A 23,446-nucleotide genomic window follows, 5' to 3' on the forward strand; every position below is an offset into this window, starting at 1 on the left:
ATATAGACAAGGCAAAAGTTATCCCCTTTAGCATTACTTTTAACGAAGTAAGCGCCTCGTTTACTCACTGAAACTTAACAAGTATTAAGACGAAATGGTATTAGATGAGAGTATCAAGAAGAATAGCCCATTCATCGAGTTTCACCTTGAATGGGCTTAATAATAACTATGCGTTCAGCACGCTAAGTAACCGACTTTTTGAAAAAACAAGCTCAGCTTCATCAGCTTCAGCCAAATAGCTAATTAAATATGTCTCTAAGTTGCTTTCTTCGCCTTGCAGCTTGGCATCTAACATGGCTACTTGCTCAGACATTCTTTCACCTTGTAATGTTTCTGGAGATGTTTGATTTGTCAAAATCTCAAGCCTTAGCAGTAGTTGCTGTGCCTGTAATCCGGATTTATTTGTACCTTGCCAAGTACTAGGGATTTCTCCTCCCGTCTCCACAGCGCTGACCAACTCATCAAACTTTTCACGACGTTGAGAAGAAAACAAGTCCTCTAACTTAGCCTTAACTTGTGACAATAAACGGTTCTTTTCTTGCTTAAGTCCTACTGCCACTGACAGTTCACTGAGCTCGTCACGAATGCTAGCAAGCTCATTCTGTGTTACAGCCTCAATAACTTTGTTGTCAATTTCAGCGAGTAACTGACGCTGCTCAGCCTCGATTGTTTTTTCCTGTGCTTTTTGCTCAGCATATTGAGCACTGCGTTTCTCAAACACAGCATCGTTGTGAGCACGGAAAGATTTCCAAAGCGTATGCTCTTGCTTTGCCCCAGCAAAACCAATTTGTTGCCACTGCTTTTGTAAAGATTTGAGTAATTCACAGGCCGCTGCTAAATCTTCAGCTTCAAGCTGCTGCTTTGCTACTTCAACTAACTTGGCTTTTTCAACCGCATTAGCCTGATGGAAGGCTTTAAGCTGTTCGTAAATTGCCTGATGATGTTGGCGGTAAACTGCATTTAGTTTTTGATATACTTTCGCATCAACATTCCCAGCACTTTTCCAAGCTTTGGCAAGCCGGTTGAACTGCGCTTCGACTTCTCTCCAGTCGATATCATCGTTTTGTAACGCGCTTTGCAGTGCAATTACATCCGCAATAATCGCTTCGCGTTTCACTTTAGCTTGTTCACGCAGTGACTCTTGCTCTGCGAAATATGCTCTACATGGTGCAAATAGTAATTCAATTTTCTCGTCAAATTGTGCAGCTTGTGATTTTTCTTGTTCTGTTTCAACATGGCCTAGTTCATTCCAACGAACACGAAGTAGTTTTACTTCTTCGGCACGCTTAACAGGATCGACAACTTCCTCTTTAAGCTTGCTATCAAGCTCCTCCAGCAATGCTTCACGTTTCGGCGTTGCCGCATATTTTTGCCAATCTTTGAGATCTTGTAGCGCCTTCGATAGACTCTCGTGTTGGCTCTCAAGCTGCTTTTTATAGCTTGGTGTCAACAACTCGAACTGTTCAATAAAGCCATTGAACACACCGAACGCAACGTTAAAGCGACCTTGATCAATTAATCGTTGTACGTCACGGCCCTTCTTTTTAGCCGTTTTTAAGGCGTTTTCTTGCTCCGACTTAAGCGGCTGTATGGCATCCATAAATGCTCTACTCACTGCAGTAAGTTCGCTCTTCGATGCTTTCTGAAGCACCTTTGGCAACGTATCTAATGCATTACGCGCAGATACATATGCGTCTTTTTGTGCTTGCAACTGCTCATCAAACTGTTCGATAGAAGTTGGTACAGCCACCTCTTTGAGTTTAGCCAAAGCGTTTTTAAACGCTTCACTTGCCTCAATTAGTTTAGGTAGATTAGCAAGGTCGCGTTCAATACTGTTTAATTTGTTGGCTATGTCTTTTAATGTATCAAGAGTTACATGCTGCGGCGCTTGTACTCTACCTTTTAATACTCGCGCACGCTCGACGAGCGCTTCGTGAGGTGCTAAGTCAAGCGACTGACATGCAACCTCCACAGACTTTTCAATTGCTTCTAGCTCTGAGGTCAGTTCGGCAATTTCTAGCGCTTGATTTTGTTTTACCACTAAAGCAGCTTGCTCGGCTTGGTGTTTAGCTTGCAGTGCATTAAGATGGCGATGTAACTTATCAGCAACCTGCTGATACTTTGCATCTAATGAGGCAACCGTTTCGCCATCAAGCCACTTAAGCTCAATGCTTTGCCATTCAGCAAATAACTGCTCAGCTTGACCATTAACCAGTTCGTAATTCTGTTTGTCTCTCAAGGCATTTAATTTCGCAAGCACAACACGGGTTTGCTCAGCAACCTGTGCTGGCATTTCTTTCGCTAGACGTTGTTGCTCTAACACGTCATTAAGGGCACGATGCGCTTCGCCTTTAGCAGCTTTCAATACCGTTTTTTCGAGTGCATGCTGCGTAATGAGATCTAACATTGCTACTTGAAGTGACTCATCACCTTCTTTAAACGACTTTTCGATTAGAGTAGCGTTTGCTAGACGCTTTAATAGCTTAACTTTGTTGGCCTGATCGGTTTCACGTGCCGCAACTTTTTCTAGTGTTTTTGCGGGAGCGTAGCGTTCAATATACTCCTCGCGAATGTCACTTTGCAGTGCATTATCTTGATTGATCACGGCACTGGAAATTTTTTGCTCGGCTAGCTCCTTAAGTTCACTGTCTTGTCTGTAGACTTTCCACCACAGACCGAGATCGTTCACTTTGGTTAGTACCTTTTTCCTGATCTGCGCAGACTCATCCTCGAGGGCTAGCGTATGCAACAAATTAGCATCTTTATCGAGATCTAATTTGTCGACTGCTTGCGAACGCACGTCTACTTTAGGGTGTTTCCATTTCGGTGTAAAAAGGTGTTTAAAGATCATTTTCACTGAACCTAGCTATTTCATTATCTGCTTTGAATTCTTGTTGTAATTCGCGTTTGGATTTTTGTACCATTTCACCCTTTTCATTGATGGTGAACTGTTCATTGGACTTTGCTACTTTTGCTTGATATAGCATTACTAACTGTACTGTCTGTTCTTTTTGAGCATCACTAAGTGGCGTGCCATCTGGCCACTTTCCCGTTGATGCACCGTATTGCAAACGCTCAAATACCTCAGGGGTAATATTCTGAACTAAGTTTTCTACATTCATTACTACTTTTTCTTTTTCAAAATAACGAGGATAACTCGGTTAATTAGGTACCAAACCGCACCAATGCCAATGGCACTTTTACTTGCGATCATTTCAAAAGAGTTAGGTTCAGGCTGCTGCCAGTAAATATATAGGAATCCACTAAGAAATAAGATCAATGCAATAAATGAGTAATTCATAATGGACTGCTGACGCTTGACCCGTTTTCTGGAGGCTGCTCTTTCTCTGTCTTCTTGAGTAAAGTCCGCTAAATTGGTTTCACAATGTGGGCAAGACTTATGTTTGGAGGAAATAGATTTACTGCAGCTTGGACACTGTGCTATTGCCATCGTGTTACTTCTCCATAATACAAAAAAGGGCACCTGTGAGGCGCCCTATTCTACTACCTTTGCGAAGCCTTGTCCTTAAATGACAAGATAATTTTAATTAAATTTCGCTCATTGTTTATGTTCTTTGTTGAAATCTTCCCAGTATTGTTTAACTGAAGATTTCATTTCTTTTCTTAGCAGTAAAATGCCAAATAAGTTTGGTAATGTCATAACCACTATGGCTACGGCTGCTAGTTTCCAAACTAATGTCGTATCAGCAAAAGATGCCCAGAAGAAACCGGCAACATAAAATACGCGATATGGCATCACTGAACGACTACCTAATAGGTATATCATGGCGCGGTCACCATAGTATGACCAAGCAATTGCTGTCGAAAAAGCAAATAAGAGTAGCCCGATTGATACAATATACTTGCCATTTTCACCGAGGAAACCACGAGTAAAGGCTTTTGTCGTTAGCTCAGCAGAATGTACCAATGAATAGCCGATGAGGCTAATGCTGTCATCTGTCGGCAAACCGTCTTTCACCTCAACCGTACCGGTATATTTGTGACGCTCCGTAATGCCAAAGCGTACTTGCTCACCGATAGAACGTGAGTGAATTACAGTAAAGTTGTCAGTAACAGCCTTACCCTGTACTACTTCAATTTCACCATTGAACGGCTTTACGTCATGCTCTTTTTTACCATTCAAGTAAGCAAACAGCGCTTCACGGTCCTGTTGATTAGACTCTTCATATTTACCATCAATGATCATCATCGAAGAGCGTTCGAAATGGGTTTCGAATTTTTCTGTCCAAACACCGGATGAGAGAATAACGAGGCCTGTTAACGTACAAATGATAATCGTATCAATAAATGGCTCAAGTATTGACACCATGCCCTCAGATACCGGTTCGTCTGCTTTTGCTGAAGCGTGAGCAATAGGTGCTGAACCTTGTCCGGCTTCGTTAGAAAATAGTCCTCGGTTAACACCACGATTAAACGCATAAGCAAAAGAAGCACCTAAGAAGCCACCAGCCGCGGCGGAGCCTGTAAATGCATTTGTAAATACCGAAAGGAAAGAAGGGACAATATTCTCGATGTTATAAAAAATAACCGCAAACGAACCAAGAATATAAACCGCAGCCATAATTGGCACAACACGAGATGTAATAGCAGCAATTCGTTTAATGCCGCCAAGAATAACTAACGCCAGTAGTATAGAAAGTACAGCGCCGGTAGCCATTGGCGCAAAGCCAAATGTCGCCTCCATACCTTGAGCAATATTATTGATTTGCGGCAAGCTACCTGTTCCGAATGAACTAATCACAGTCGCGATGGCAAACAGTATCGCTAACCACTTCATGTTTAAACGACGGTCCATGTAATACATGGGGCCACCTGCCATAGTGCCGTCATCAGTTTGCACACGATATTTATGTGATAAGGTCACTTCCACGAATTTGGTTGTCATACCAAAAAAGGCCGTCATCCACATCCAAAAGAGTGCGGCAGGTCCACCAATTGAAATAGCCAGTGCTACACCACCAATGTTACCTGTACCAACTGTTCCCGAAAGGGCTGTAGCCAATGCTTGGAAGTGCGTAGTATCCCCTTCAAGCCCTTTCTTATCGAACTTACCTGTAACCACTTTACAAGCATGTTTGAAATATCTGATCTGTGGAAATTTTAGGTAGATAGTAAAAAACAAACCTACCCCTAACAGTACATATGGGAACCAAGGTGAACCACCTAACATCCCATCTAAGCTATCTAATAAGCTGCCTAACGCATCCACGAGTTATCCCCTTTATTGTTGTTATTACACCCTGTTGAGGTGTTTTCAAAATACTTAATTTTAATTTTTGTTTTTTGAACTACACAAAAATAAAGCGGGTAATCAAAATAATAATTACCCGCTTTATTTGGTTACCTTAAGTCGTCAACTACATTTAAAATTGCTGCTAAGGTATCTTGACCAAACTGGTATGAACGTCTGTCTGACCAACCAAAGTAAGGGTCAGGTAAGTTTGCATTATCCTTAAACGGCATTTCGACCGTGTAAGCCAACGCCTTAAACGCTTCACCCACCGCACAAGAAGCAACGGTAAGATTGGCTTCGCCTGGGGCATCTTTGTCATAGCCGAATTCATCTTGGAATTCAGGTGTGATCGTTAATAACGCTGCTTTGAAAGACTCTTCCAGTCGCTGTAAACGCTCATCGTAACTTGGAATCCCCTCGCTGCCCGCCACAAAGTTGTAAGGCAGTGCTTCATCACCATGAATATCAAGGTACATATCCAGTCCAGTTTCATGCATCTTATTAAGCACATAGTAAACTTCTGGCGACTGTTCTAGGGTTGGTGTTTGCCATTCACGATTTAGGTTTACGCCTTTGGCATTGGTACGAAGATGACCACGAACACTGCCGTCCGGGTTCATATTCGGCACAACGTAAAATACCGCTTTTGATAACAATGCCGCGGCATGTGGATCTTCATCATCTAATAGCTTATGCAGTAGACCCTCTACAAACCATTCTGCCATTGTTTCACCTGGATGCTGGCGTGCAGTGATCCAGATCTTTTTCTTCTCCTCAGAAGGCTCGCCAATAGTCAGTAGACTCATATCTCTACCGTCTAATGTTTGACCTAATGTCTCAACTACACAAGCATCGTGTGATTGTGCCCAATAAATCAGATCTAGGTGACGCTCATAACTGTAAGGCGCAAAGTATGCAAAATAAGTGTGAGCACATTCTGGTTCGAAGTCGATAGTCAACGTGCCATTTTCATAGCGTGTTGGTACACGGAACCAAGTTTGGCGATCATAAGATGCAACAGCTTGGTAATCATCCCAACCTTCAGGGTAAGCTGAATCTAGTAGTTGGTTAATATGAATTTTATGCTCTAAGAAAGGCGTAGACTCGAGTCTAAAATGAAACCATTGAAAGAAGTCAGACTCATTGTCTTTATTGATTTCTAGTTGGATATCTGTTGGTGAATCCGCATTGATCACCTTGATATTACCACTATCGAAATTACTCGTAATGCGCATAGGTTTCCCTAAGTAAGTTAAAATTGCGGTGTAAATACCCTGTTACTAAGCTCAATTAAATGCGGTTACATCAGAAAATAAAAATGCCGATTAGCATGGAATACTGCGTCTGCAACAACAACCAAATTGTCCCGTAACTTTTTGTTAGCTAATTGTAGCCGAACTATCTTTTCAAGCCTACCATAACCAACTTATTTCAAAAACTAAAAAAGCCAGCTAGTGCTGGCTTTTTATCTTATATGCTGGTGTTAGCGAGGTAGGCTTGGGAATTTTACTTCAGCCATATCTTGCATTACACGAACAACCTGACAGCTGTAGCCAAACTCGTTATCGTACCATACATAAAGTACTACACGGTCGCCATCAACGATAGTCGCTTGTGAGTCAACCACGCCTGCATAACGGCTACCAACTAGATCCGTCGACACGATTTCAGTCGATGCAGTGTAGTCGATTTGGTCACGTAGCTCTGAGTAAAGTGAAGATTCACGAAGGAATTCATTCAGCTCTTCAGCCGTTGTTTCTTTACCTAGATTTAGGTTAAGAATAGCCATTGACACATTTGGAGTTGGAACACGGATTGCGTTACCCGTTAGTTTACCAGCCAACTCTGGCAGTGCTTTAGCAACCGCTTTAGCTGCACCAGTTGAAGTGATAACCATGTTCAATGCCGCACTACGACCACGACGCTCAGCTTTGTGGTAGTTATCGATCAAGTTTTGGTCATTCGTGTAAGAGTGAACGGTCTCAACGTGACCATTATTAATACCAAACTTGTCGTTAAGTGCTTTTAATACAGGTGTGATTGCGTTAGTGGTACAGCTTGCTGCAGAAACAATCTTGTCTTCAGACTGAATGTCCGAGTTGTTAACACCATAAACGATGTTTTTGATGTCGCCTTTTGCTGGCGCTGTAAGCAACACTTTAGACGCACCGATTGACTTAAGGTGTTTACCTAAACCATCTTCGTCTTTCCAAACACCGGTGTTGTCTACGATAAGCGCATTTTCAATACCGTATTTTGTGTAATCCACTTCTTCAGGAGAATTTGCGTAAATCACCTGAATGTAGTTGCCGTTTGCTTTAATTGCACCTTTTTCATGGTCAACCGTGATTGAACCATTGAAAGGACCATGAATTGAGTCGCGGCGCAATAAGCTTGCACGTTTCTCAAGGTCACCATCGCGGCCACCGCGAACAACGATTGCACGTAGGCGTAAATCAGCATGAGAGCCGCCACGTTCGATAAGTAGGCGTGCTAATAAACGGCCAATGCGACCAAAACCATAAAGCACAACGTCACGAGGTTCTGGACGTGCACCTTGATTGAGTAATTCTGCAAGTTCTGCATTTAGGAACTCTTCGATTGAGCGGCCTTCACCTGCATTTTTATAAATGTAGGCATAAGCTAGCTTACCAAGGTCAACGCGACCCGGCGCCAATTCCATTTTGCTGATCACTTCTAAGAATGGAAAGCTTTCACGAAGACGTAGTTTACGCTCTTCAAAGCGCGCTACTGTTTTGTGTGCTTTAATCACATCAATGGTGCTTGCACTCACAAGAGGACGACCGTATACAGAGATTTCAACACCTTTATTACGGTATAGACGACCGATTAGGGGTTGCATGCTTTCTGCATAATCTTGACGCTCTTGCCAGCTGTTTTGATATTCTTGCTCGTGAGATAAGGTCATTTTTTCTGCCTAATAAACAATTTTCTTTGAACGGATAGCCCTTCTGGGCATCGCTATTCTAATTTAAACTGTCGTGATTCTCCACTGTTACCGAACAATTCATTGCGTTAAACTAGTAAACTATTAGCTCTACCCTGTTTATTCAGGCATCACAGCCTATAATTATAAAAAATCATTGAGGTCAAACTATGGCGTTTAAAAAGTCGCTTGTTTTTACAGCATTATTACTTGCTGGTTGCGACGATACTTTAACATTGAACCAAGTGTGTACAGAAACGCCTGGTTTTTGCGAGGATTTAAATACTGACAGTCATTGTAAAGATGAACGGGCTGAAGTTATTTATGCTCGTTACCACGAATACAAATCTCCTACAGATGATAACAAGTATAATTTGTTGCAGAATTTAGAAAGCTACAATCAATGTGTTGCGTTAGCCGCAAAAATTGAGCATATCAAATTAAAAGAGAAGACCACCTCTCGTGTTGAGGGGCATCTTACCGCGTTAAAAGAAATGACGCGCATCTATAACGAGACCAAAAATAGCAACCACCCAGGCTTACTTTACTATCAATGGTCTAGAAATAACGATCGCTCAGCAATGAACAAATTGCTCAATATGCAAGATGATCCGAGAGTTCAGAACGACCCAGAGATCCAACTGTTTTTAGCTGAGTTTTACGCCAAAATTGATGATGATAAAACGGTCGACATTCTATATCGTGTTTTAGAGCTAAACAAACGAGGCCAAACGCCAAACCCAGAAGTTTATTCGTCTTTAGTCAGTATTTTTTATAAACAGGAAAAGTATAAACATGCCTATACTTTTGCCCGTGTAGCACAACTGTCTGGCGTAGAAGAGGTGGATATTATTCCGGTGACTAATCAGTTAGCGGCATTAGGTAAGGACCTATCTAATCTTGACTCTCTAGCTCAACGAACCTATGAAAACATTCAAGCTGGGGAGTTTGTTTCTCCACGCGACTTCTAAGTAACCTAAAAAAGCGGGAAGCGCGTGCTTCCCGTTTTTTAGCTTATTTCAAACTGGGTGAAGAGTTATACTTGGTATAATACCCGCTACTGTGCTATTGCCACGTTGATAAACACCGCAGTCATCAAAATTGGACAAACAAACCTAACATATTGGGCAAACCAATAATGTGGACCTCTCGACTCTAAATGAAGCTGGTTACCACGCTTCCATATCCAGCCCACTGTGACAAAATAAAACAAGCCCATTAACGGTAACTGGTACTGTGTAAAGAGGCTGATCACCAACTCAAATAGCCAGTCAAAATTAAGGATAATAGTACTCGACGCCAAGAAAATAACGAGCGTAACCAGCCACGTTGCCTGCTTGCGTTCAAAGCCATGATTTTCTACCAAAAATGAGACCGGAATCTCAGTTGAAGAAATAGTAGAAGTGACCGAAGCAATCGACATCAATACAAAGAAGGTTAAACTGACCAACAGTCCCACTTGGCCCATATTGGCAAAAAGCTCGGGTAAAATAGCGAAAATCAGGCGACCTTCACCAATTAGCTTACCGTCTTGAAACACTTGCACACCATTTTGCTGCGCTACAAATATGGCGGGAATAATTAATAACCCAGCAAGAAATGCAACGCTTGTATCTAACATTGCAACACTAAAAGTAAGCTTAGGTAGGTTTTCATTTGGCTTAAGGTAAGAGCCATAAATCATCATACAGCCCACACCAAGTGATAATGAAAAAAATGCCTGCCCCATTGCGGCTATGATTAAGTCAGGATCACTGATTTTGGAAAAGTCCGGTATAAGATACGTGCGAAAGCCTTCAGATGCACCATCGAGTGTCGCCATATACGCGATTAAACCAATAAGCAGTACAAGTAATAACGGCATAAGTCTGCGTGACCATGCTTCAATGCCCGACTTAACCCCTTTGAGGATAATGCTCGCTGTCAACAGCAACATCAAAGGCGTAAAAATGAAATTTCTTAATGTGGAGTCGCCACTTAGAAATTGATGAGCGTCGTTCATTCCAGCCAATTGCGTCAATGGATCGAGTGAGTGCGACAGCATCCATCCAGCTACGATGGAATAAAAACTCAGCATCACAATCGCGCCACCAAGCCCGATGTAACCCGCTGCTGCTCCCACCTTTGGATTAGCTTCGCGCCATGCGGTTTTTAATGCTTTCACCGGATTAGCTTGTGCCTGATGACCTAAATACAACTCAGTATAAAGTGCAGGTAAAGCCAGTAAGAAAATTACTGCGAAATAAACCAGTAAAAAAGCACCACCACCGTGGTTTGCAGCCTGTGTAGGGAAGCCCCAAATATTACCAAGTCCAACAGCCGCACCTGCTGCTGCTAACACAAAGCCAAGTCGGCTTTGAAATCCATCGCGCGTATGAGCCATGTCTGTCATCAATCGTTATTTTTGTAGACGGCAGATTATACGTACTTCCACTAAAAATGCGAGCGTAACAGGCTTGACTTAAAAGCTCGAATTTGGGGTCTTTAAAAAATCCAATTCCTCTTTTGTCGACGTCCGGTTTAAAATCGCGTTGCGATGCGGATAACGGCCAAATCTATCGATGATACGTTTATGCGCTAATTCGAAGTCATAGTTAGGTAAAGGTTTAAAATAGTGCTGCGCCTGCTGATGAATAACACGACTTTCACTATGCATCATCGGCATATATAAAAACATCTGCTCGGTGTCGTTTAGCTGGTTATGGAATCCCTTTTCAATAGCATGTTGAGTAAGACATAAAGCCAACGGGTCGCTGGCAAACGCACTTGGCGTGTCTCTGTAAATATTACGAGAAAATTGGTCCAAAACGATGACTTCGCACAACGCCCCGATGGCGGTGGCTCGCCATTGTTGCAGCTCTCCTTGATGAGCCATGGAGTGTAACTGGCCAAAACGAGATTTGATGAGTTGATCAAACTCGTTGGATTTCTTCCACCAGTCAAATTCAGTACACTCAACAAACCAAAACTCGTAAATCAACTGATAATTCATGATGGCACTCCTGCATACTTTGCAACCAAAGTGCCACCTCTGTGCTTATAATGCAACTGTTATCAAATAGGCTTAAGCGACTTCCAGAAGCCTCGCATGAATCGATTGTACCACTTGATCAGACTCGTGCTGCTCGACTAAGAAGCATAGGTTATGCTTGCTTGCGCCGTGACAAATAAGACGAATATTAAAATCAGATAGTACATCCATTAAGTTAAGTTGGCATTTTCTTAGCTGGATCTCAGAACCAATCATCGCCACTAGCGTTAGATTGTTCTCAACGCTAACATGGCAAAACTCGCTTAACTCATCTAAACAAGACTGTTCTAATTCTGGGCGAGAAGCATTTGGGGCATTATCAAGGGTCAGTGCGACACTGATTTCCGAAGTCGTCACCAAGTCCACTGAAATATTGTAATTACTCAAGATTGTGAATATGCGCGCAAGGAAGCCGCTGGCAAGCAACATTTCAGGGCTCTTCAGTGTCAATAGAATTTGGTTTTTACGTTGAGTTACTGCGCGTATACCCGCTTGTGCCGTTTTTTCTTTTTCGATCCACGTTCCACCGGCTTGCGGATCGCGCTCGAGCCAACAAACACAGAAATGCCTTTGCGACTAGCAGGGAGTATGGTCGCAGGATGAAGTACTTTAGCACCAAACGTTGCCATTTCAGCAGCCTCATCAAAACTTAAACGCGGAATTGGCTTAGCGTTAACGCAAAGACGAGGGTCAGTACTGAATATACCGACAACATCGGTCCAAATATGTACACTAGAGGCGTCGATTGCTTCAGCTAACAGTGCTGCACTATAGTCTGAGCCACCACGGCCAAGAGTGGTCGTCTGACCATATTGGTCACTGCCAATAAAACCTTGGGTAACCTGTACACTGTCATCTAGGAGCGATACCAAATTCGCCTGAGCCGCTTCTCGTGTGGCGGTGATATTCGGATTCGCTTTGCCAAATTGATTATCCGTTTTAAGCACTTTACGTACATCAAATCGCGACGCTTGAACACGATTATTACGTAGTATTTGCGTGAATAAGTAAGAAGAAAAACGCTCGCCAAAGCTCAGCATTTCATCACACTGCTGCCGGCTTAGCGCTGGTAAGCTGGCCAGGCTTTCAAACTCTGCAAAAGTTTGTTTGTACCCCTCGGCAAGATCTGCATCCAACGACACTTGATCAATAATTGCCTGCTGTATGTTATCTACCGCTGCCACAACTGCTTTACGCCCTGCTTCATCTTCTTTTTGTTGAGTGAGCGTGACAAGGTGATTGGTTACGCCAGCACATGCACTAACAACCACTACGCGAACATTTGGGTTATCACGAACAATGTGAGCACAACGAGACATAGCTTCAAAGTCAGCGACACTAGTACCACCAAACTTAGCTACAACATACTGCGAATTCATTTTATCTCCTCTCGACTGTTGGGACAGTCAAATTTTATAAGGAGAACTCGGCATGGGATTTCTAGATAGACGAATGCTTGAAATGACCTTTGCCAGAAGCTCTCCACCAATACGGTGACAGTTCCGAGGATTCAGCCTCGTAAACCGAAGAATCGTTGCGACGAGCAACTTTTCTCCTCGGCGAATACTTCCCTCACTAGTGGTCATTGGTCTCGTCACCTAACACTAACTACCTAAGCATCGCGCCTCTTCTGTTTATTTTGCCTTGACGAATCTGAATAAAAGCAAAATAAAAGCCCGCATTCAATGCGGGCGATGTGAGAAAACTATCGTTTAGCCGTCTAGGTGTCAAGTAATTTATAAAAAACTTCCCCTAAATGGCAAAAATAACCTTAATTCAAGTTAGATAAGCTGACCTGCGTAGTACGCACCACCATAACCAACGGTATAGGCAATTAACAGATAGAAGCTCATTTTAAGATAACTTGAGAAGGTTAAAGCCTTCACTTTACTCATTGCAATAATACCTGCGGCAGAACCAATGATCAGCATTGAGCCACCAACACCTGTTGCATAGGTAAAGGTTAACCATTGTGCCGGTGTCATGGTGATATCCGCTTTTAATAGCGCAGCAGTCAATGGGACGTTGTCTACCGCTGCACTCATTAAGCCAACCAAATAGTTCGCGTATTCAGGGGCAAGGTGTAGGTACAGGTCGGTAAACTTAGACAACACACCTACCTCTTTCAATGCACCAACTAATAACAACACACCAACAAAGAACAATAAGGTGTCGTATTCGATTTCACGGATATAGTCGATAATCTTTTTGTTGACGTCTTTTTTACGCATTAAGAACTGCGCAGTTAGAAACATCAAAGATAGGCCAAATAAGAAAGTCAGCATTGGGGGGACATGGTATTCAACACTTAAGAATAATGTTGCGAAAATAGTAGATAAGAAAATCAACGCGATGGTGATGTCGGTCTTTTCTATTCTCCGTCGCTCCGCCTTCTCAAAGGTAATGTTTTCATTCATACCAATAGAAAGCATAGCGGCTAACACAAAAACACTCAGCATAGATGGCATGATCAGTAACAGTAAGTCAGGGATGGTCACTTTGTCTGCTAAAAATATCATCAAAGTCGTAACATCACCGGTGATCAAAGAAACACCACCCGAGTTAACACTGAATATAATCAAGGTCGCATATTTTATTAGCTTTTTCGGGTCTAGTTTCAAAGACATGACTACAGCTAATGAAATAAGCGTCGCGGTAATATTATCCGATATTGAGGAAAATACGAATGCAAAAGCACCAACCAAAAACATTAGCTTGCGTTCACTGATGTGGGTTGGCATGATCCGGTGAACAATATTTTGGATGAATCCTTTAGAGTTTAAATACGCCACAAACGTCATCGCTGCCATTAAGAACAGCCAAAGCGTTGCGATTTCTAAAATGTTATGGTCTAGCTCAATTTGTACAATTTCTGGGCTTTGACCATGAATTGGCGAGATAAAGGCGATAATCCAACATAAAGTACCAAAAAAAAGCGTTGTTTTGGCCTTGTTTACGTGAATAATATCTTCTATAACGATGAGTATAAAAGCGATGGCGATCAGGGTTAGAATAATGGGCGTGACCATAATGCGCAAACAACCTGTAATTAATTGTAACAAGGGGTGGGTTTGATTTCGGGGCGGATTCTAGCACCATCGTAGACCCCATGCCACGTACAATAAACATTTTGTGACAAATTGATGAAGTAGTGATGAAACTTCTCTACTACACACTGGAAAGTTATGATCCCAGCAAAAAAATTATTAAATACGATAAATGAGCACTGGAATGTACTTGAGCTACTTTTTAAACGATTTAAGCTCGCTGATTTTAGTTTAAAAGATGTACAAAACATCCTAAAACAGAAAAACCCTAGCTGGTCTAGTGAAAGAATTTATAAAGAAACGAACCGATTGCTCCAGCAAGAAATAATTATTCCACTTGCTAAATCTTCGCAGTTAGAAATCAACCGAGCGATCGCCGACTTTGCCAGTTTTCTTTTGCAAGAAGAAAGCCTCGGGTTAGCAGAAGAGATCACAGTGCTGATCAAAGACTTAGAAAGACTAGGCAATCGCATCGCGCAAGCCGGCGAAGAAGCGGATTACTCCGAGTTGCGCCGCTTCAGTCGAATTATGGATGAACGAGTTCGCAAAATAGTTAAGCTGTTCGAACACAACGAAAGTGCCATCATGAACCTAGTCGAACAAGCCAAATCCGATACCTCCACACTTTCTTTGGGCATGCGCTACAAAGCGGTCTTGGAAGCGTTTGATGAATATATCGAACCGATGTTGGAAATGGTTGATATTCATGGCCCTTTTCAACGCTGCTTCGATCAAATTGAGCTTCAGATCAGTGAGCAAATTGATCAGATAGAACAATTAGGCCGTGGTGCCGCTGACAAACGCATGTTGGAACAACTCAGAACACGTATTCTAGATATGCACCTCATTGGCAGAGAAAGTTTAAGTCGCAGTGCTGACTTACTAATGCCGCTAAGGGAAGAGTTACGTCGCAACACGCTTATCACACGACAAGCCTCAAAAGTCCTTGGCCAAATAAGAAAACGCGGAGTCGACCGCTTACTCTCACCGGTTCAACCTGAGTTTGTTTCAGATATTCAACGTTTTAACCTTGGGCAAAAACGCCATATGGTCGCATATATGGCCAGTCTCGTTGAGTTTGAGCATGAAGAGTATCAGCTTCCAGACCATGATGATGTGCCAGCTTACCAAAGCCCAAACATTCCAGACTACCATTCAGTAAAAACGAGATTTCAACAAACCGGTAAAAAGCGCCAGGCACTATTGGGCTTTTTGAGCGATAGCTACCCAGATCTTGAAGCAGACGAAATGCTGTTTCTTTATCAAAAGCTGATCAACGAATCTGACTTGGCACTGAGCCAAGAGCAACAAAAGAGTAAGATCACGATCGCTTCGCATACCTTCTCTTTATATCCATTTAGTGCCAAAGCAAAACAAGATTAGTATTATGACGACAATTAATTTAGATATGCTCAACGAGCTCCAAGCCATTAATAAAAAACTGGTGAGCGGGTATCATATCAGTGAACAAGACACCACTCTTTGGCAAGAATTAGATCAGCAAATTGATAGCTATCAAGCGTTATTTGCAGCCTTAGGCCATGATCTACAGCACGATGCTCGTGGCTTTTACTATTTGGCAAGCGATGAAAGTACGCCAAATATGGGGAAAATCTCTCGCGCGATTGCCCTAACCATTTATATTTTGATTGAACACTATGCCAACCAAGGTAAAGATCCCCTTCGCGTACTATTTGATGAAAGCTGCGATTTAGAGTTAATGCAAACCATAGTGCAACTCAACAAACACCTTTTTGACCAGCTGGAGATATTTTCAGGCTCAGATCTCAGAAAAGACGTGTTTTTACGTATGGTGAGACTCGGTCTTGCCCGTGAGGTGGAGCAAGGCTTTATGTTACTTGCACCGATTTATCGCTACATTGACGCGCTAATGGAAGTAAACGAAGAACAATATGATATTGAGGACGAGCTATGAGCGAGCAGTTGTACGGCTTAAGTAAACTAGCATTATTAAATACCGCCGGATACGCCAAGTGTGTTATTCCTCTGGATAAAAGCGCGTCTATCTGCGCCCCAAATAACACCGGTAAAAGCTCAGTGATCAATGCCCTGCAGTTTCCACTTATCAACGATTTAAGGTTGACTGAGTGGGACGGTCACGATTTAGAAGAAACGCGTAAGTTCTACTTCTCTTCTGATCAATCCTATATTTTGCTGGAAGCCAACCTCCCCCACGGCGATGTGGTCATTGGCGTTGCGGGACTGGGTAAAATTGCTGGTTATGCACACCAGTTTTTTTGCTATCAAGGCAAACTCAATCTTGATGATTACACCGAAGGAAAAAGTATCATCAAGTACACTAAGCTATTTAACCACTTACAGGAAAAACAACTTAAGCCTGTAGAGCTAAAAGCACAAGAACTTAATGCCCTACTCACCGGTGGCGCCACACCATTTGATGGTGATATCAACCTGAAGATGATCCCATTGAATAATGTTCAAGACGCGCCTGTATACAAAGAAATATTCAGACGTATTCTGAACCTGCATAAACTCGGTGCGCAAGACGTAAAACGCTTTATGCTTAAGGTGTTCGAACGCCATATGTCGAACTCTAAAGTCGACTTTTATGAAGTGTGGCGTCGCGCTTTTGATAAGGTTAACCGTGCTCGTCGTGAGCTAAATGCGCTGGAGTCGATGCAAGAGCCAATTTCAGCCCTTGAGAAAATGCTTGAAAATGAGGCGGTGTTAAAAGGTAAACTGGCAGCTTACGCCCCTAAGCTTGATTTAGCTCTGGTTGAATATGATAACTATCACAATGAACAAATTGCAGAGCTGGCTACGCAGTTAGAAGATATAGAAGCCGAAAAGCGCGAATTTGAGTCTAAGCAGCAACTATATGTTCAGCAGTCTCGTGATATCGAGCGTAAACAAACTCAAATTGAGCAATGGTTTACCGACTTCCATGCGTTAAAGCGTGAATTTGAACTGACTAATCAGGCAACGCTTAAAACCAATTTAACTCTATTGAAGAAGGAATATGAGCAGCTTTCCTTCTCGATTAATAGTGCACAAGGACAAAGTCTTCATACTCTTGATTTCCGCATTAACGAGACGCAAAAACAAATTAAGAGTTTAAAACTACAACTCAAAAACCTTGAATTCAACCTATTTACTCGCATGCGCGAAGATCTTTCCTTAAAAGAAGTGGAAGAGATCTCGCGAATTTTAAATCCAGATTTATTATCGTTTTCAACCACCTCTCAGGGCGAAATTAATATCACTGACGAAGATGCCTTTGGCGCATTTTTGGAGTCCCTATCTAAGTCAGTTCAGGGCGGTGAGCTTAAGGTGCCCGGTGCTACCGTTAAGCTGAAAAAACTGAGTCCAGTGCAGATGCAAAGCGGCGAGAACAAAGCCCAATTGCAAGCACAGCTGGAGTCACTACAACAGTCGCTTAATGACTTAAAGCAGCAGCGTGAAGTAGCCGCAAACGTAGCGGAAAAGCAAAAAGAACGTGATGCGCTTTATGATGAACTTATGGCAACAGAAGCGGCAATGAAACGCTTTGAGCAGTATCAAACCATGTTGCAATCGGTCGATGCCCAACAAGCATTAAAAGAGCAACTAGAGATGGAACGAGAGCAAGTTGACGAATATTTACATGATATTCAACGTAATGCAGGTTCGATTTCAGACCGCCGCTCTATCATTAAAAGTAAGCAAGACTTGTTGGTGCGCCAAGCCGACCGCTTAAAACAAGTGAAGTCAGAACGTATCGACCACACGCTAGATCTGTACTCGGGTAAGCTAGCACCATATGAAATCGACATTAATCTTGATTTTGATAACCTTTCAGAGGTGATCCACCAATTTAATAAAGAATGTAACGAGCTTAGAAACTTAGACGTGAACGTGCGTAATACTTACCTGCACATCTACAATGCTGGGATCACTAAGTTTGAAAACGAATCTGACGTTACCATTAAGTATCAAAAACTCATCAGTGCCTATCACAATCTCGATAATGAGCGTGAAGCGGTAGATAAACAAGCGCGAGTAGCGCTCACTGAAGTAGCAGCCACCATTAAAGGACTGCGCCAAGACTTAGACCGCTTGCGTCGTGAAATGAACAGCTTTAATAAAGGTATAAGCCAGCACCGTATCTCTAACTTGCAGGCATTCAAAATCAATGTCATCCCTCGAAAGATGCTAGTTGATAGCATAGATACCATTATTAGCACTTCAGATTTATATGAAAAAGGCGAAAGCTTAGACCTACTCAGCGAGCAGCCAAGTTCAGAAAAGTCTGTTAATGAGGCGAAGGATCACATTATCAAACTTGCAAGTGATAAAGCGGGATTGACGTTAACCGATCTCTTCGACATTCGCTTTGAAGTGGTCAACCGCGCGGTGACACCGAACACTTTGATAAAATTGACTCGGCAGGCTCCAACGGTACGCGGATCACCATCAAGCTTTTATGTGGCATGCTATTTATTCGCTATTTGTTATCTGATCAAGAGCAAGCGATGTATCGTATCCCAATTTACATCGATGAAGCTGCGGATATTGACCCGCAAAACCAAAAGGCCATTATAGAAACCGCACTAAGCTTTGGGTTTGTGCCAATTTTTGCATCGGTGAAACCACAGATCAGCTGTGACTACTTGGTGCCGATCCGCAGTGTTGCACAAGGTAGTCAAAACTGGGTGGATGAAAAAGACTGGATAGAGGTGGAACATTAATTCCAAGTTAAGGTCTTAGAAACAATGATTAAGGGATGCTTTGTCTCTACCATTTAACGCCTTAACACGTTAAGGTAGAGCAGACATCCGACTAAGGAGTAAAGACACATGTTTAAGAATATTGTTATCGCCACTTTGGTGCTGATGTTAGCGGCTTGCGCCAAAACCCCTGATTGGGATTATGATAAATCTGTACAATTCGCTAACTACAAAACCTATGCTTGGTCACCTGAAGCGGACCTAAAAAATAACGGTCGTGAGTACCAAGTCAATGACTTGATGGAAAAGCGGATCCGCCACGCAATTCAAAACGAAATGAGCAAACAAGGTTTCACCCTCACCGATCCGCAATCAGCCGACCTATTGGTTAATTATCACGCATCAGTTGATACAAAAATTGAGTCTGACTCGCTTCACACCACTTATGGTGCCCGTTGGAATTACTGGGGTATTGGCTGGCAAACACAAACCACAACACGTGAATATGAAGTAGGCACGCTAGTGCTCGATATGATAGACAAAGCGTCTAACCAGCTAGTTTGGCGCGGTGCAAAAGAAGGTCGCTTACGTAGCAACCAAACACCAGATCAAAGAACAGCGTCAATTAATAAAACTATTTCGGAGCTATTGGCTAACTTCCCGCCACAGCCAAAACACTAAGAAAACCGGATCAAGCCTTGGCTTGATCCGAATTCCTCATCACTATTTTGAAGGTGAACAATCTTAAGGTGCATAAACCTTAACTTTATCTGCTAGGTTTGATTATTAGGGCTTAATCAAATATAAGTGCCAAACTCAGCCGTTCAACGCAACGTCATATCTTAAATCCAATTGTGATAACGGGCGCTCATCCAACTCGTATTTGGACATTTCCGAGCTAAGATTTTTGCTCTGCTACATGAGATTAAGAACGATATTTATATAGCTAATGCCCTGTTAAGAGGCTGATAACTTTTGGCTAAAATGTGTTCCGAAGCGAAACTGAGCCAAACTTTACCAGTCCTGCACTCAAACAGCTTTTTAGTTTTTCTTTACTTCTTTGAGTTCATTAATTGCATCTGACTCTTTGATTAATGCAAAACCATAACTACCAGAAATTGATATTACACTGCCATATACACCAGCGCCTTGTAGCTCAGCAGATAAGCGAACAAAGTAATTTTTGTTTGCTTCAAAATTATATTCGATATTCATTTCGTCAGCACGCCAATTAGACAGAAACGCACCTTTTTTTACCGTGAGTTTATGAGAACCTGGAGATAAAGTAATAATCTCGTAGCCACCATTGCTAAGATCGAAACGATCTACTCCATCAACTTGAACTGTTGGTGCGGCAGCGCCATCTAACATTGCCCAAGGCCTATAAATATAAACTTTCGCTTGATTAGTATCTAACCTTTCTAGTTGTGTGAACTTAGGGCCTGTGGCATTACAGGCCAAAAGAAGTAACGACATAGATATTATAATTATTACTTTATTGAACATTTACACCAATCCTATGTGAAAAACTATCGCCTTACTAATAGACGCAAAATGTTTGGCTAAAATTAGCGACGAAGGAGCACAAGCCAAGCATTTTGCGTCCTTTTGAGAAACTTGTTAACTGTTTTAGCCACCGTACCGAATTTTTACAGGATTAAGCCAACCGTAACTAGTTTCGAGAAAGTACTCTTTACCTGATATGTGCTTATCAATTATTAAAACAGAATTTGACTCCCAAACGACATTAGGTGCAACTTTATCTGGATGACCTGCAATACGAAATACGTTACCCATTTCATTTTCTAGTTTATCGTCAGCATCCAGTATTGATATCTGCGTACTAAATCCAGTAGTTGCGCCGCAGTCTCTTTGAAATATGACTGCTTTTAATTCACCGTTAGGAGAGAAGCTTTCTGAATGAAAATAGTTTCCACACATATCAGGAAGCCAAAGATTAAAAGCAATTACAACAATGGCACTAATAAAAAATGCTATTTTTCCTAGCCAGATGAAAGGCTTAAATACTCGATTCATAAGAACAGCTAACGCAGCAAATAAACGGCAAAAATTAGTTGGCTATAATTTGTAAGGAAAGAGCAAAGCCAACTGTTTTTTGTCCGTACCTTTAATTTGCTTTGTTAGGTGTATATTACACTCTGTTTTTTAATACTAAGGGTGTAAACAGCATAGCTATTAAAACAATAAAAGCAGCTACAAATCCAATGCTTTGAAGATAAGTAACACCAGAAAAGCATAAAATTATTGCTATAGCGAAATTGGCTATTTGAGAGAAACCTATAACGCGCCTTTTTCTAGCATTACCTTGACCACGAAAGACCCAAATCAAGGTGATTGGTAAAGATACTAATAACAGAATAAGTAGTGGAAAAATTGCCCCTGCCCCTCCGTGTGTCACCTCAACCTCCTATACACCTAGACATAATGACTCCCACACGGTGCTAGCCTCCGCTTTCGTGGGTTAGCTAAATTCAAAGCCAGAGCCATAATTAGTTTGTCAAATAACTAAACAGCAGAGGCTAGCATGAACAAACATAGCATACTTTTTATCGGACTTGATACGCATAAGGAGTTCAATGAAGTCGCCTATATTGAAGACCATCGAGGCGCACAACCTGTGCACTTTGGTAGAGTACCATCATCTAAAATAGCCGTTAAAAAACTAGTTCGCCATTTTGAATCTAAATCCCCTGATGCAACGCTTCACTTTGTTTATGAAGCAGGCCCCTGCGGTTACTGGATTTATCGGTTAATCACTAGCCTTGGTCATTGCTGCTATGTGGTCGCACCTTCTCTCATTCCTAAAAAACCAGGTGAACGTGTTAAAACCGATAAACGTGATGCCATTAAGCTCGCAAAGCTACTTAAAACAGAAGACCTTACACCTATTTAACCTGAGGTTGGATAAGAAATGAGCTAACCCATTGTTTGTAATATCACATTAACTGATTTTCTAGCCAGAGAGTTTTGGGGATAACTTGGCGAATTTACGCACCAATAGCTGGCTATTGGAAGTGAATTCAACGCAGTTAGCGCTAAAACTGGCTGCTAGAAAGGCATTAATTATCCGAAGTTCAGGTTATTTATGTGCCAGAGCCGGAAGATGAAGCTATTCGCGATTTATCTCGCGCCCGTGAAGTTGCCATGAAAGATTTAAAAGACGCCAAATATCAACTTAAAGCGCTATTACTGCGTAATAATATAAATTATGCTGGCACTACTAACTGGTCGCTCAAGCACATTCGCTGGCTTACAGAGCTTGTATTACCTCACCCAGCACAGCAACCTGTTTTACAAGAGGTTATACAAACAATATTTGAAAGAATGGCACGTTTAGAGCGTCTTGATAATGAATTAACACACCATGTTCATCAGTAAGGGAAAGCATTATAACCTTGTAGTCACAGCAATTGCGCGAGAAATGATCGCGTATATCTGGGCTATAGCAAAAGAAGTGGTACTGACACCTATTGCTCCAAAACTAAGATTAGCAAGAGTACCAGCATGATGAACGAATTAGAGTTAATGCATTGGATCGAGCATCGGGTGTGGCACAACCACCGACGGCGTTAGGATGGCAATGCAGCTAACGCAGCATTGAACCACGAATATAGACTGAAGACAGGTGCCACGACGAATTAAGTAAGGTCTGCTCTGTTACTAGAAATAGTAATAACCAACGAATATCAGCATGAAAACCAGCGACATTACTTGCTTCATCCTATGTATTAACTCACTCTAAATTCGACTTTAAAATTATGGCTTAAAAAGTTAGGCAAGGATCAGTGTGTTTAACTTGACAGTGGGAGTCATACCAACGCCCATTCATTAATTCGTTTGTTATACGGCTACTCTTCGAAAACGTGACTGACCAAGGTTTTTAATTCCACCAAGTGGTCTAAGCCTCGTTGTTTATTGTTATAAGTTGGAGACCAGTAGCAGTATTGACCATAATTTAGGCCGCTCTTAGGTTTAAAACACCATTTTGAACCATGAAAACCAACTACCGTGTCATTGTTGAGTTTAAGAACAGCCAGTTCATATTGGGTTTTAATTTTATTTGCTAAGCTAGTGGGTAATTTTGCAGATTTACTATATTTCATAAAAGTCTCTGATATAGAATCTATAGCCACAGGTTCATATAGCTCGTAATACAAGTAACTTTGTTTGGAGTAACAAAACTTATATACCGCTCTATAAACACCATAGCTTCCCCAACTTACTTCAAGCTCAAATAGTTTCCCATCAAATAACTTATCGGTAGCGCAATCCTCTTGAGTTGCTCCAACGTTGAGGCTTAATAAAGTTAACAGTAATAGCAGAAGTCTCAATATGTTCGCCTTGCCGTATGCCGTATAACGCCCACATAAGGGGCACAAACATGGCGGCTATAATCCGAACGAAGTGACACAGCCGCCGTGTTTGTGTCCCAGCGAGTGAAACGAGTGACTTAATTTG

General features: G+C 42.0%; 18 protein-coding genes, 4 pseudogenes and 1 riboswitch. Of the genes and pseudogenes, 7 read left to right on the forward strand and 15 right to left on the reverse strand.

The annotated features are described in order from the left end of the window. Positions 1-166 precede the first annotated feature (166 nt). The 6 genes from CEX98_RS08645 to CEX98_RS08670 form a co-directional block, all read right to left on the reverse strand. Complete coding sequence (locus CEX98_RS08645) at positions 167-2,851, reverse strand: DUF349 domain-containing protein (RefSeq protein ID WP_099641686.1); 2,685 nt, start codon at positions 2,849-2,851, stop codon at positions 167-169. Next, on the reverse strand, positions 2,841-3,122 hold the full coding sequence (locus CEX98_RS08650; protein ID WP_099641687.1) for a YeaC family protein: 282 nt from the start codon (positions 3,120-3,122) through the stop codon (positions 2,841-2,843). The genes CEX98_RS08645 and CEX98_RS08650 overlap by 11 nt, the downstream gene beginning before the upstream one ends. Positions 3,123-3,124: 2 nt before the next feature. Continuing rightward, the gene (locus tag CEX98_RS08655) at positions 3,125-3,451 is read right to left on the reverse strand and encodes a hypothetical protein (RefSeq protein WP_099641688.1); all 327 of its coding nucleotides are present in this window, start codon (positions 3,449-3,451) and stop codon (positions 3,125-3,127) included. A 108-nt stretch (positions 3,452-3,559) separates the two neighbouring features. Then, entirely contained in the window at positions 3,560-5,230 is a 1,671-nt protein-coding gene (locus CEX98_RS08660; RefSeq protein WP_099641689.1) for an alanine/glycine:cation symporter family protein, read from the reverse strand. 131 nt (positions 5,231-5,361) lie between these two features. Continuing rightward, positions 5,362-6,489, reverse strand: coding sequence for a M14 family metallopeptidase (locus CEX98_RS08665; RefSeq protein ID WP_099641690.1), 1,128 nt, complete (start codon positions 6,487-6,489; stop codon positions 5,362-5,364). 248 nt (positions 6,490-6,737) lie between these two features. After that, complete coding sequence (locus CEX98_RS08670) at positions 6,738-8,183, reverse strand: glyceraldehyde-3-phosphate dehydrogenase (protein ID WP_099641691.1); 1,446 nt, start codon at positions 8,181-8,183, stop codon at positions 6,738-6,740. Positions 8,184-8,371: 188 nt separating this feature from the next. Between CEX98_RS08670 and CEX98_RS08675 the strand changes: the two genes are divergently transcribed. Next, a complete protein-coding gene (locus tag CEX98_RS08675; protein WP_099641692.1) occupies positions 8,372-9,172 on the forward strand; it encodes a DUF2989 domain-containing protein in 801 nt (266 codons plus the stop codon). A gap of 86 nt (positions 9,173-9,258) precedes the next feature. Here CEX98_RS08675 and CEX98_RS08680 read toward each other — a convergent pair whose 3' ends face one another. From CEX98_RS08680 to nhaD, 4 genes and pseudogenes are all read right to left on the reverse strand, one after another. Continuing rightward, on the reverse strand, positions 9,259-10,584 hold the full coding sequence (locus CEX98_RS08680; RefSeq protein WP_099641702.1) for a sodium-dependent transporter: 1,326 nt from the start codon (positions 10,582-10,584) through the stop codon (positions 9,259-9,261). 78 nt (positions 10,585-10,662) lie between these two features. After that, the gene (locus CEX98_RS08685; RefSeq protein ID WP_099641693.1) at positions 10,663-11,193 is read right to left on the reverse strand and encodes a DUF924 family protein; all 531 of its coding nucleotides are present in this window, start codon (positions 11,191-11,193) and stop codon (positions 10,663-10,665) included. A gap of 72 nt (positions 11,194-11,265) precedes the next feature. Then, positions 11,266-12,611 (reverse strand): annotated as a pseudogene (gene lysC, locus CEX98_RS08690) (lysine-sensitive aspartokinase 3). Between the two features lie 88 nt (positions 12,612-12,699). Then, positions 12,700-12,870: riboswitch (Lysine riboswitch) on the reverse strand. Positions 12,871-13,013: 143 nt separating this feature from the next. After that, positions 13,014-14,261 carry a sodium:proton antiporter NhaD gene (gene nhaD, locus CEX98_RS08695; RefSeq protein ID WP_099641694.1) on the reverse strand — a complete coding sequence of 416 codons (1,248 nt, stop codon included), beginning with the start codon at positions 14,259-14,261 and terminating at the stop codon, positions 13,014-13,016. Between the two features lie 156 nt (positions 14,262-14,417). Here nhaD and CEX98_RS08700 point away from each other — a divergent pair, with 156 nt between their 5' ends. From CEX98_RS08700 to CEX98_RS08715, 4 genes and pseudogenes are all read left to right on the forward strand, one after another. Then, entirely contained in the window at positions 14,418-15,662 is a 1,245-nt protein-coding gene (locus tag CEX98_RS08700; RefSeq protein ID WP_099641695.1) for a hypothetical protein, read from the forward strand. 4 nt (positions 15,663-15,666) lie between these two features. Beyond that, complete coding sequence (locus tag CEX98_RS08705; RefSeq protein WP_099641696.1) at positions 15,667-16,215, forward strand: condensin complex protein MksE; 549 nt, start codon at positions 15,667-15,669, stop codon at positions 16,213-16,215. Continuing rightward, positions 16,212-18,988: pseudogene (locus CEX98_RS08710) on the forward strand (ATPase). The gene CEX98_RS08705 and the pseudogene CEX98_RS08710 overlap by 4 nt, the downstream one beginning before the upstream one ends. Positions 18,989-19,096: 108 nt before the next feature. Next, positions 19,097-19,648 (forward strand): DUF4136 domain-containing protein, encoded by a 552-nt coding sequence (locus CEX98_RS08715; protein WP_099641697.1) that lies wholly within the window; start codon positions 19,097-19,099, stop codon positions 19,646-19,648. Positions 19,649-20,008: 360 nt separating this feature from the next. Here CEX98_RS08715 and CEX98_RS08720 read toward each other — a convergent pair whose 3' ends face one another. The 3 genes from CEX98_RS08720 to CEX98_RS08730 all read right to left on the reverse strand — a co-directional run bounded on the left by CEX98_RS08720 (position 20,009) and on the right by CEX98_RS08730 (position 21,386). After that, positions 20,009-20,473 (reverse strand): DUF2846 domain-containing protein, encoded by a 465-nt coding sequence (locus CEX98_RS08720; RefSeq protein WP_099641698.1) that lies wholly within the window; start codon positions 20,471-20,473, stop codon positions 20,009-20,011. A 123-nt stretch (positions 20,474-20,596) separates the two neighbouring features. Then, positions 20,597-21,004, reverse strand: a complete 408-nt coding sequence (locus CEX98_RS08725; protein WP_099641699.1) for a hypothetical protein — start codon at positions 21,002-21,004, stop codon at positions 20,597-20,599. A 115-nt stretch (positions 21,005-21,119) separates the two neighbouring features. Further along, on the reverse strand, positions 21,120-21,386 hold the full coding sequence (locus CEX98_RS08730; protein WP_099641700.1) for a hypothetical protein: 267 nt from the start codon (positions 21,384-21,386) through the stop codon (positions 21,120-21,122). A gap of 126 nt (positions 21,387-21,512) precedes the next feature. On the opposite strand from CEX98_RS08730, the pseudogene CEX98_RS08735 reads away from it, so the two are divergent. Together CEX98_RS08735 and CEX98_RS08740 are read left to right on the forward strand one after the other, a co-directional pair. Then, a pseudogene (locus tag CEX98_RS08735) lies at positions 21,513-21,878 on the forward strand (IS110 family transposase); the annotation flags it as partial. A 179-nt stretch (positions 21,879-22,057) separates the two neighbouring features. Continuing rightward, positions 22,058-22,496, forward strand: a pseudogene (locus CEX98_RS08740) (IS110 family transposase); the annotation flags it as partial. 340 nt (positions 22,497-22,836) lie between these two features. Here the strand turns inward: CEX98_RS08740 and CEX98_RS22770 are convergent. Next, positions 22,837-23,091, reverse strand: a complete 255-nt coding sequence (locus CEX98_RS22770) for a hypothetical protein (RefSeq protein WP_143484337.1) — start codon at positions 23,089-23,091, stop codon at positions 22,837-22,839. A 151-nt stretch (positions 23,092-23,242) separates the two neighbouring features. After that, positions 23,243-23,446, reverse strand: a 204-nt coding sequence (locus CEX98_RS23095) for a hypothetical protein (protein WP_206780894.1), incomplete at its 5' end; no start/stop codon positions are given.

This window comes from Pseudoalteromonas piscicida (assembly GCF_002744175.1).
GTDB lineage: Bacteria > Pseudomonadota > Gammaproteobacteria > Enterobacterales > Alteromonadaceae > Pseudoalteromonas > Pseudoalteromonas piscicida_B.

What these genes read in the sequence shown, in the direction of transcription:
- CEX98_RS08645 (WP_099641686.1), bottom strand. Translation starts at nt 2,851, where the DNA reads ATGATCTTTAAACACCTTTTTACACCGAAATGGAAACACCCTAAAGTA.
- CEX98_RS08650 (WP_099641687.1), bottom strand. Translation starts at nt 3,122, where the DNA reads ATGAATGTAGAAAACTTAGTTCAGAATATTACCCCTGAGGTATTTGAG.
- CEX98_RS08655 (WP_099641688.1), bottom strand. Translation starts at nt 3,451, where the DNA reads ATGGCAATAGCACAGTGTCCAAGCTGCAGTAAATCTATTTCCTCCAAA.
- CEX98_RS08665 (WP_099641690.1), bottom strand. Translation starts at nt 6,489, where the DNA reads ATGCGCATTACGAGTAATTTCGATAGTGGTAATATCAAGGTGATCAAT.
- CEX98_RS08670 (WP_099641691.1), bottom strand. Translation starts at nt 8,183, where the DNA reads ATGACCTTATCTCACGAGCAAGAATATCAAAACAGCTGGCAAGAGCGT.
- CEX98_RS08675 (WP_099641692.1), top strand. Translation starts at nt 8,372, where the DNA reads ATGGCGTTTAAAAAGTCGCTTGTTTTTACAGCATTATTACTTGCTGGT.
- CEX98_RS08680 (WP_099641702.1), bottom strand. Translation starts at nt 10,584, where the DNA reads ATGGCTCATACGCGCGATGGATTTCAAAGCCGACTTGGCTTTGTGTTA.
- CEX98_RS08685 (WP_099641693.1), bottom strand. Translation starts at nt 11,193, where the DNA reads ATGAATTATCAGTTGATTTACGAGTTTTGGTTTGTTGAGTGTACTGAA.
- nhaD (WP_099641694.1), bottom strand. Translation starts at nt 14,261, where the DNA reads ATGGTCACGCCCATTATTCTAACCCTGATCGCCATCGCTTTTATACTC.
- CEX98_RS08700 (WP_099641695.1), top strand. Translation starts at nt 14,418, where the DNA reads ATGATCCCAGCAAAAAAATTATTAAATACGATAAATGAGCACTGGAAT.
- CEX98_RS08705 (WP_099641696.1), top strand. Translation starts at nt 15,667, where the DNA reads ATGACGACAATTAATTTAGATATGCTCAACGAGCTCCAAGCCATTAAT.
- CEX98_RS08715 (WP_099641697.1), top strand. Translation starts at nt 19,097, where the DNA reads ATGTTTAAGAATATTGTTATCGCCACTTTGGTGCTGATGTTAGCGGCT.
- CEX98_RS08720 (WP_099641698.1), bottom strand. Translation starts at nt 20,473, where the DNA reads ATGTTCAATAAAGTAATAATTATAATATCTATGTCGTTACTTCTTTTG.
- CEX98_RS08725 (WP_099641699.1), bottom strand. Translation starts at nt 21,004, where the DNA reads ATGAATCGAGTATTTAAGCCTTTCATCTGGCTAGGAAAAATAGCATTT.
- CEX98_RS22770 (WP_143484337.1), bottom strand. Translation starts at nt 23,091, where the DNA reads ATGAAATATAGTAAATCTGCAAAATTACCCACTAGCTTAGCAAATAAA.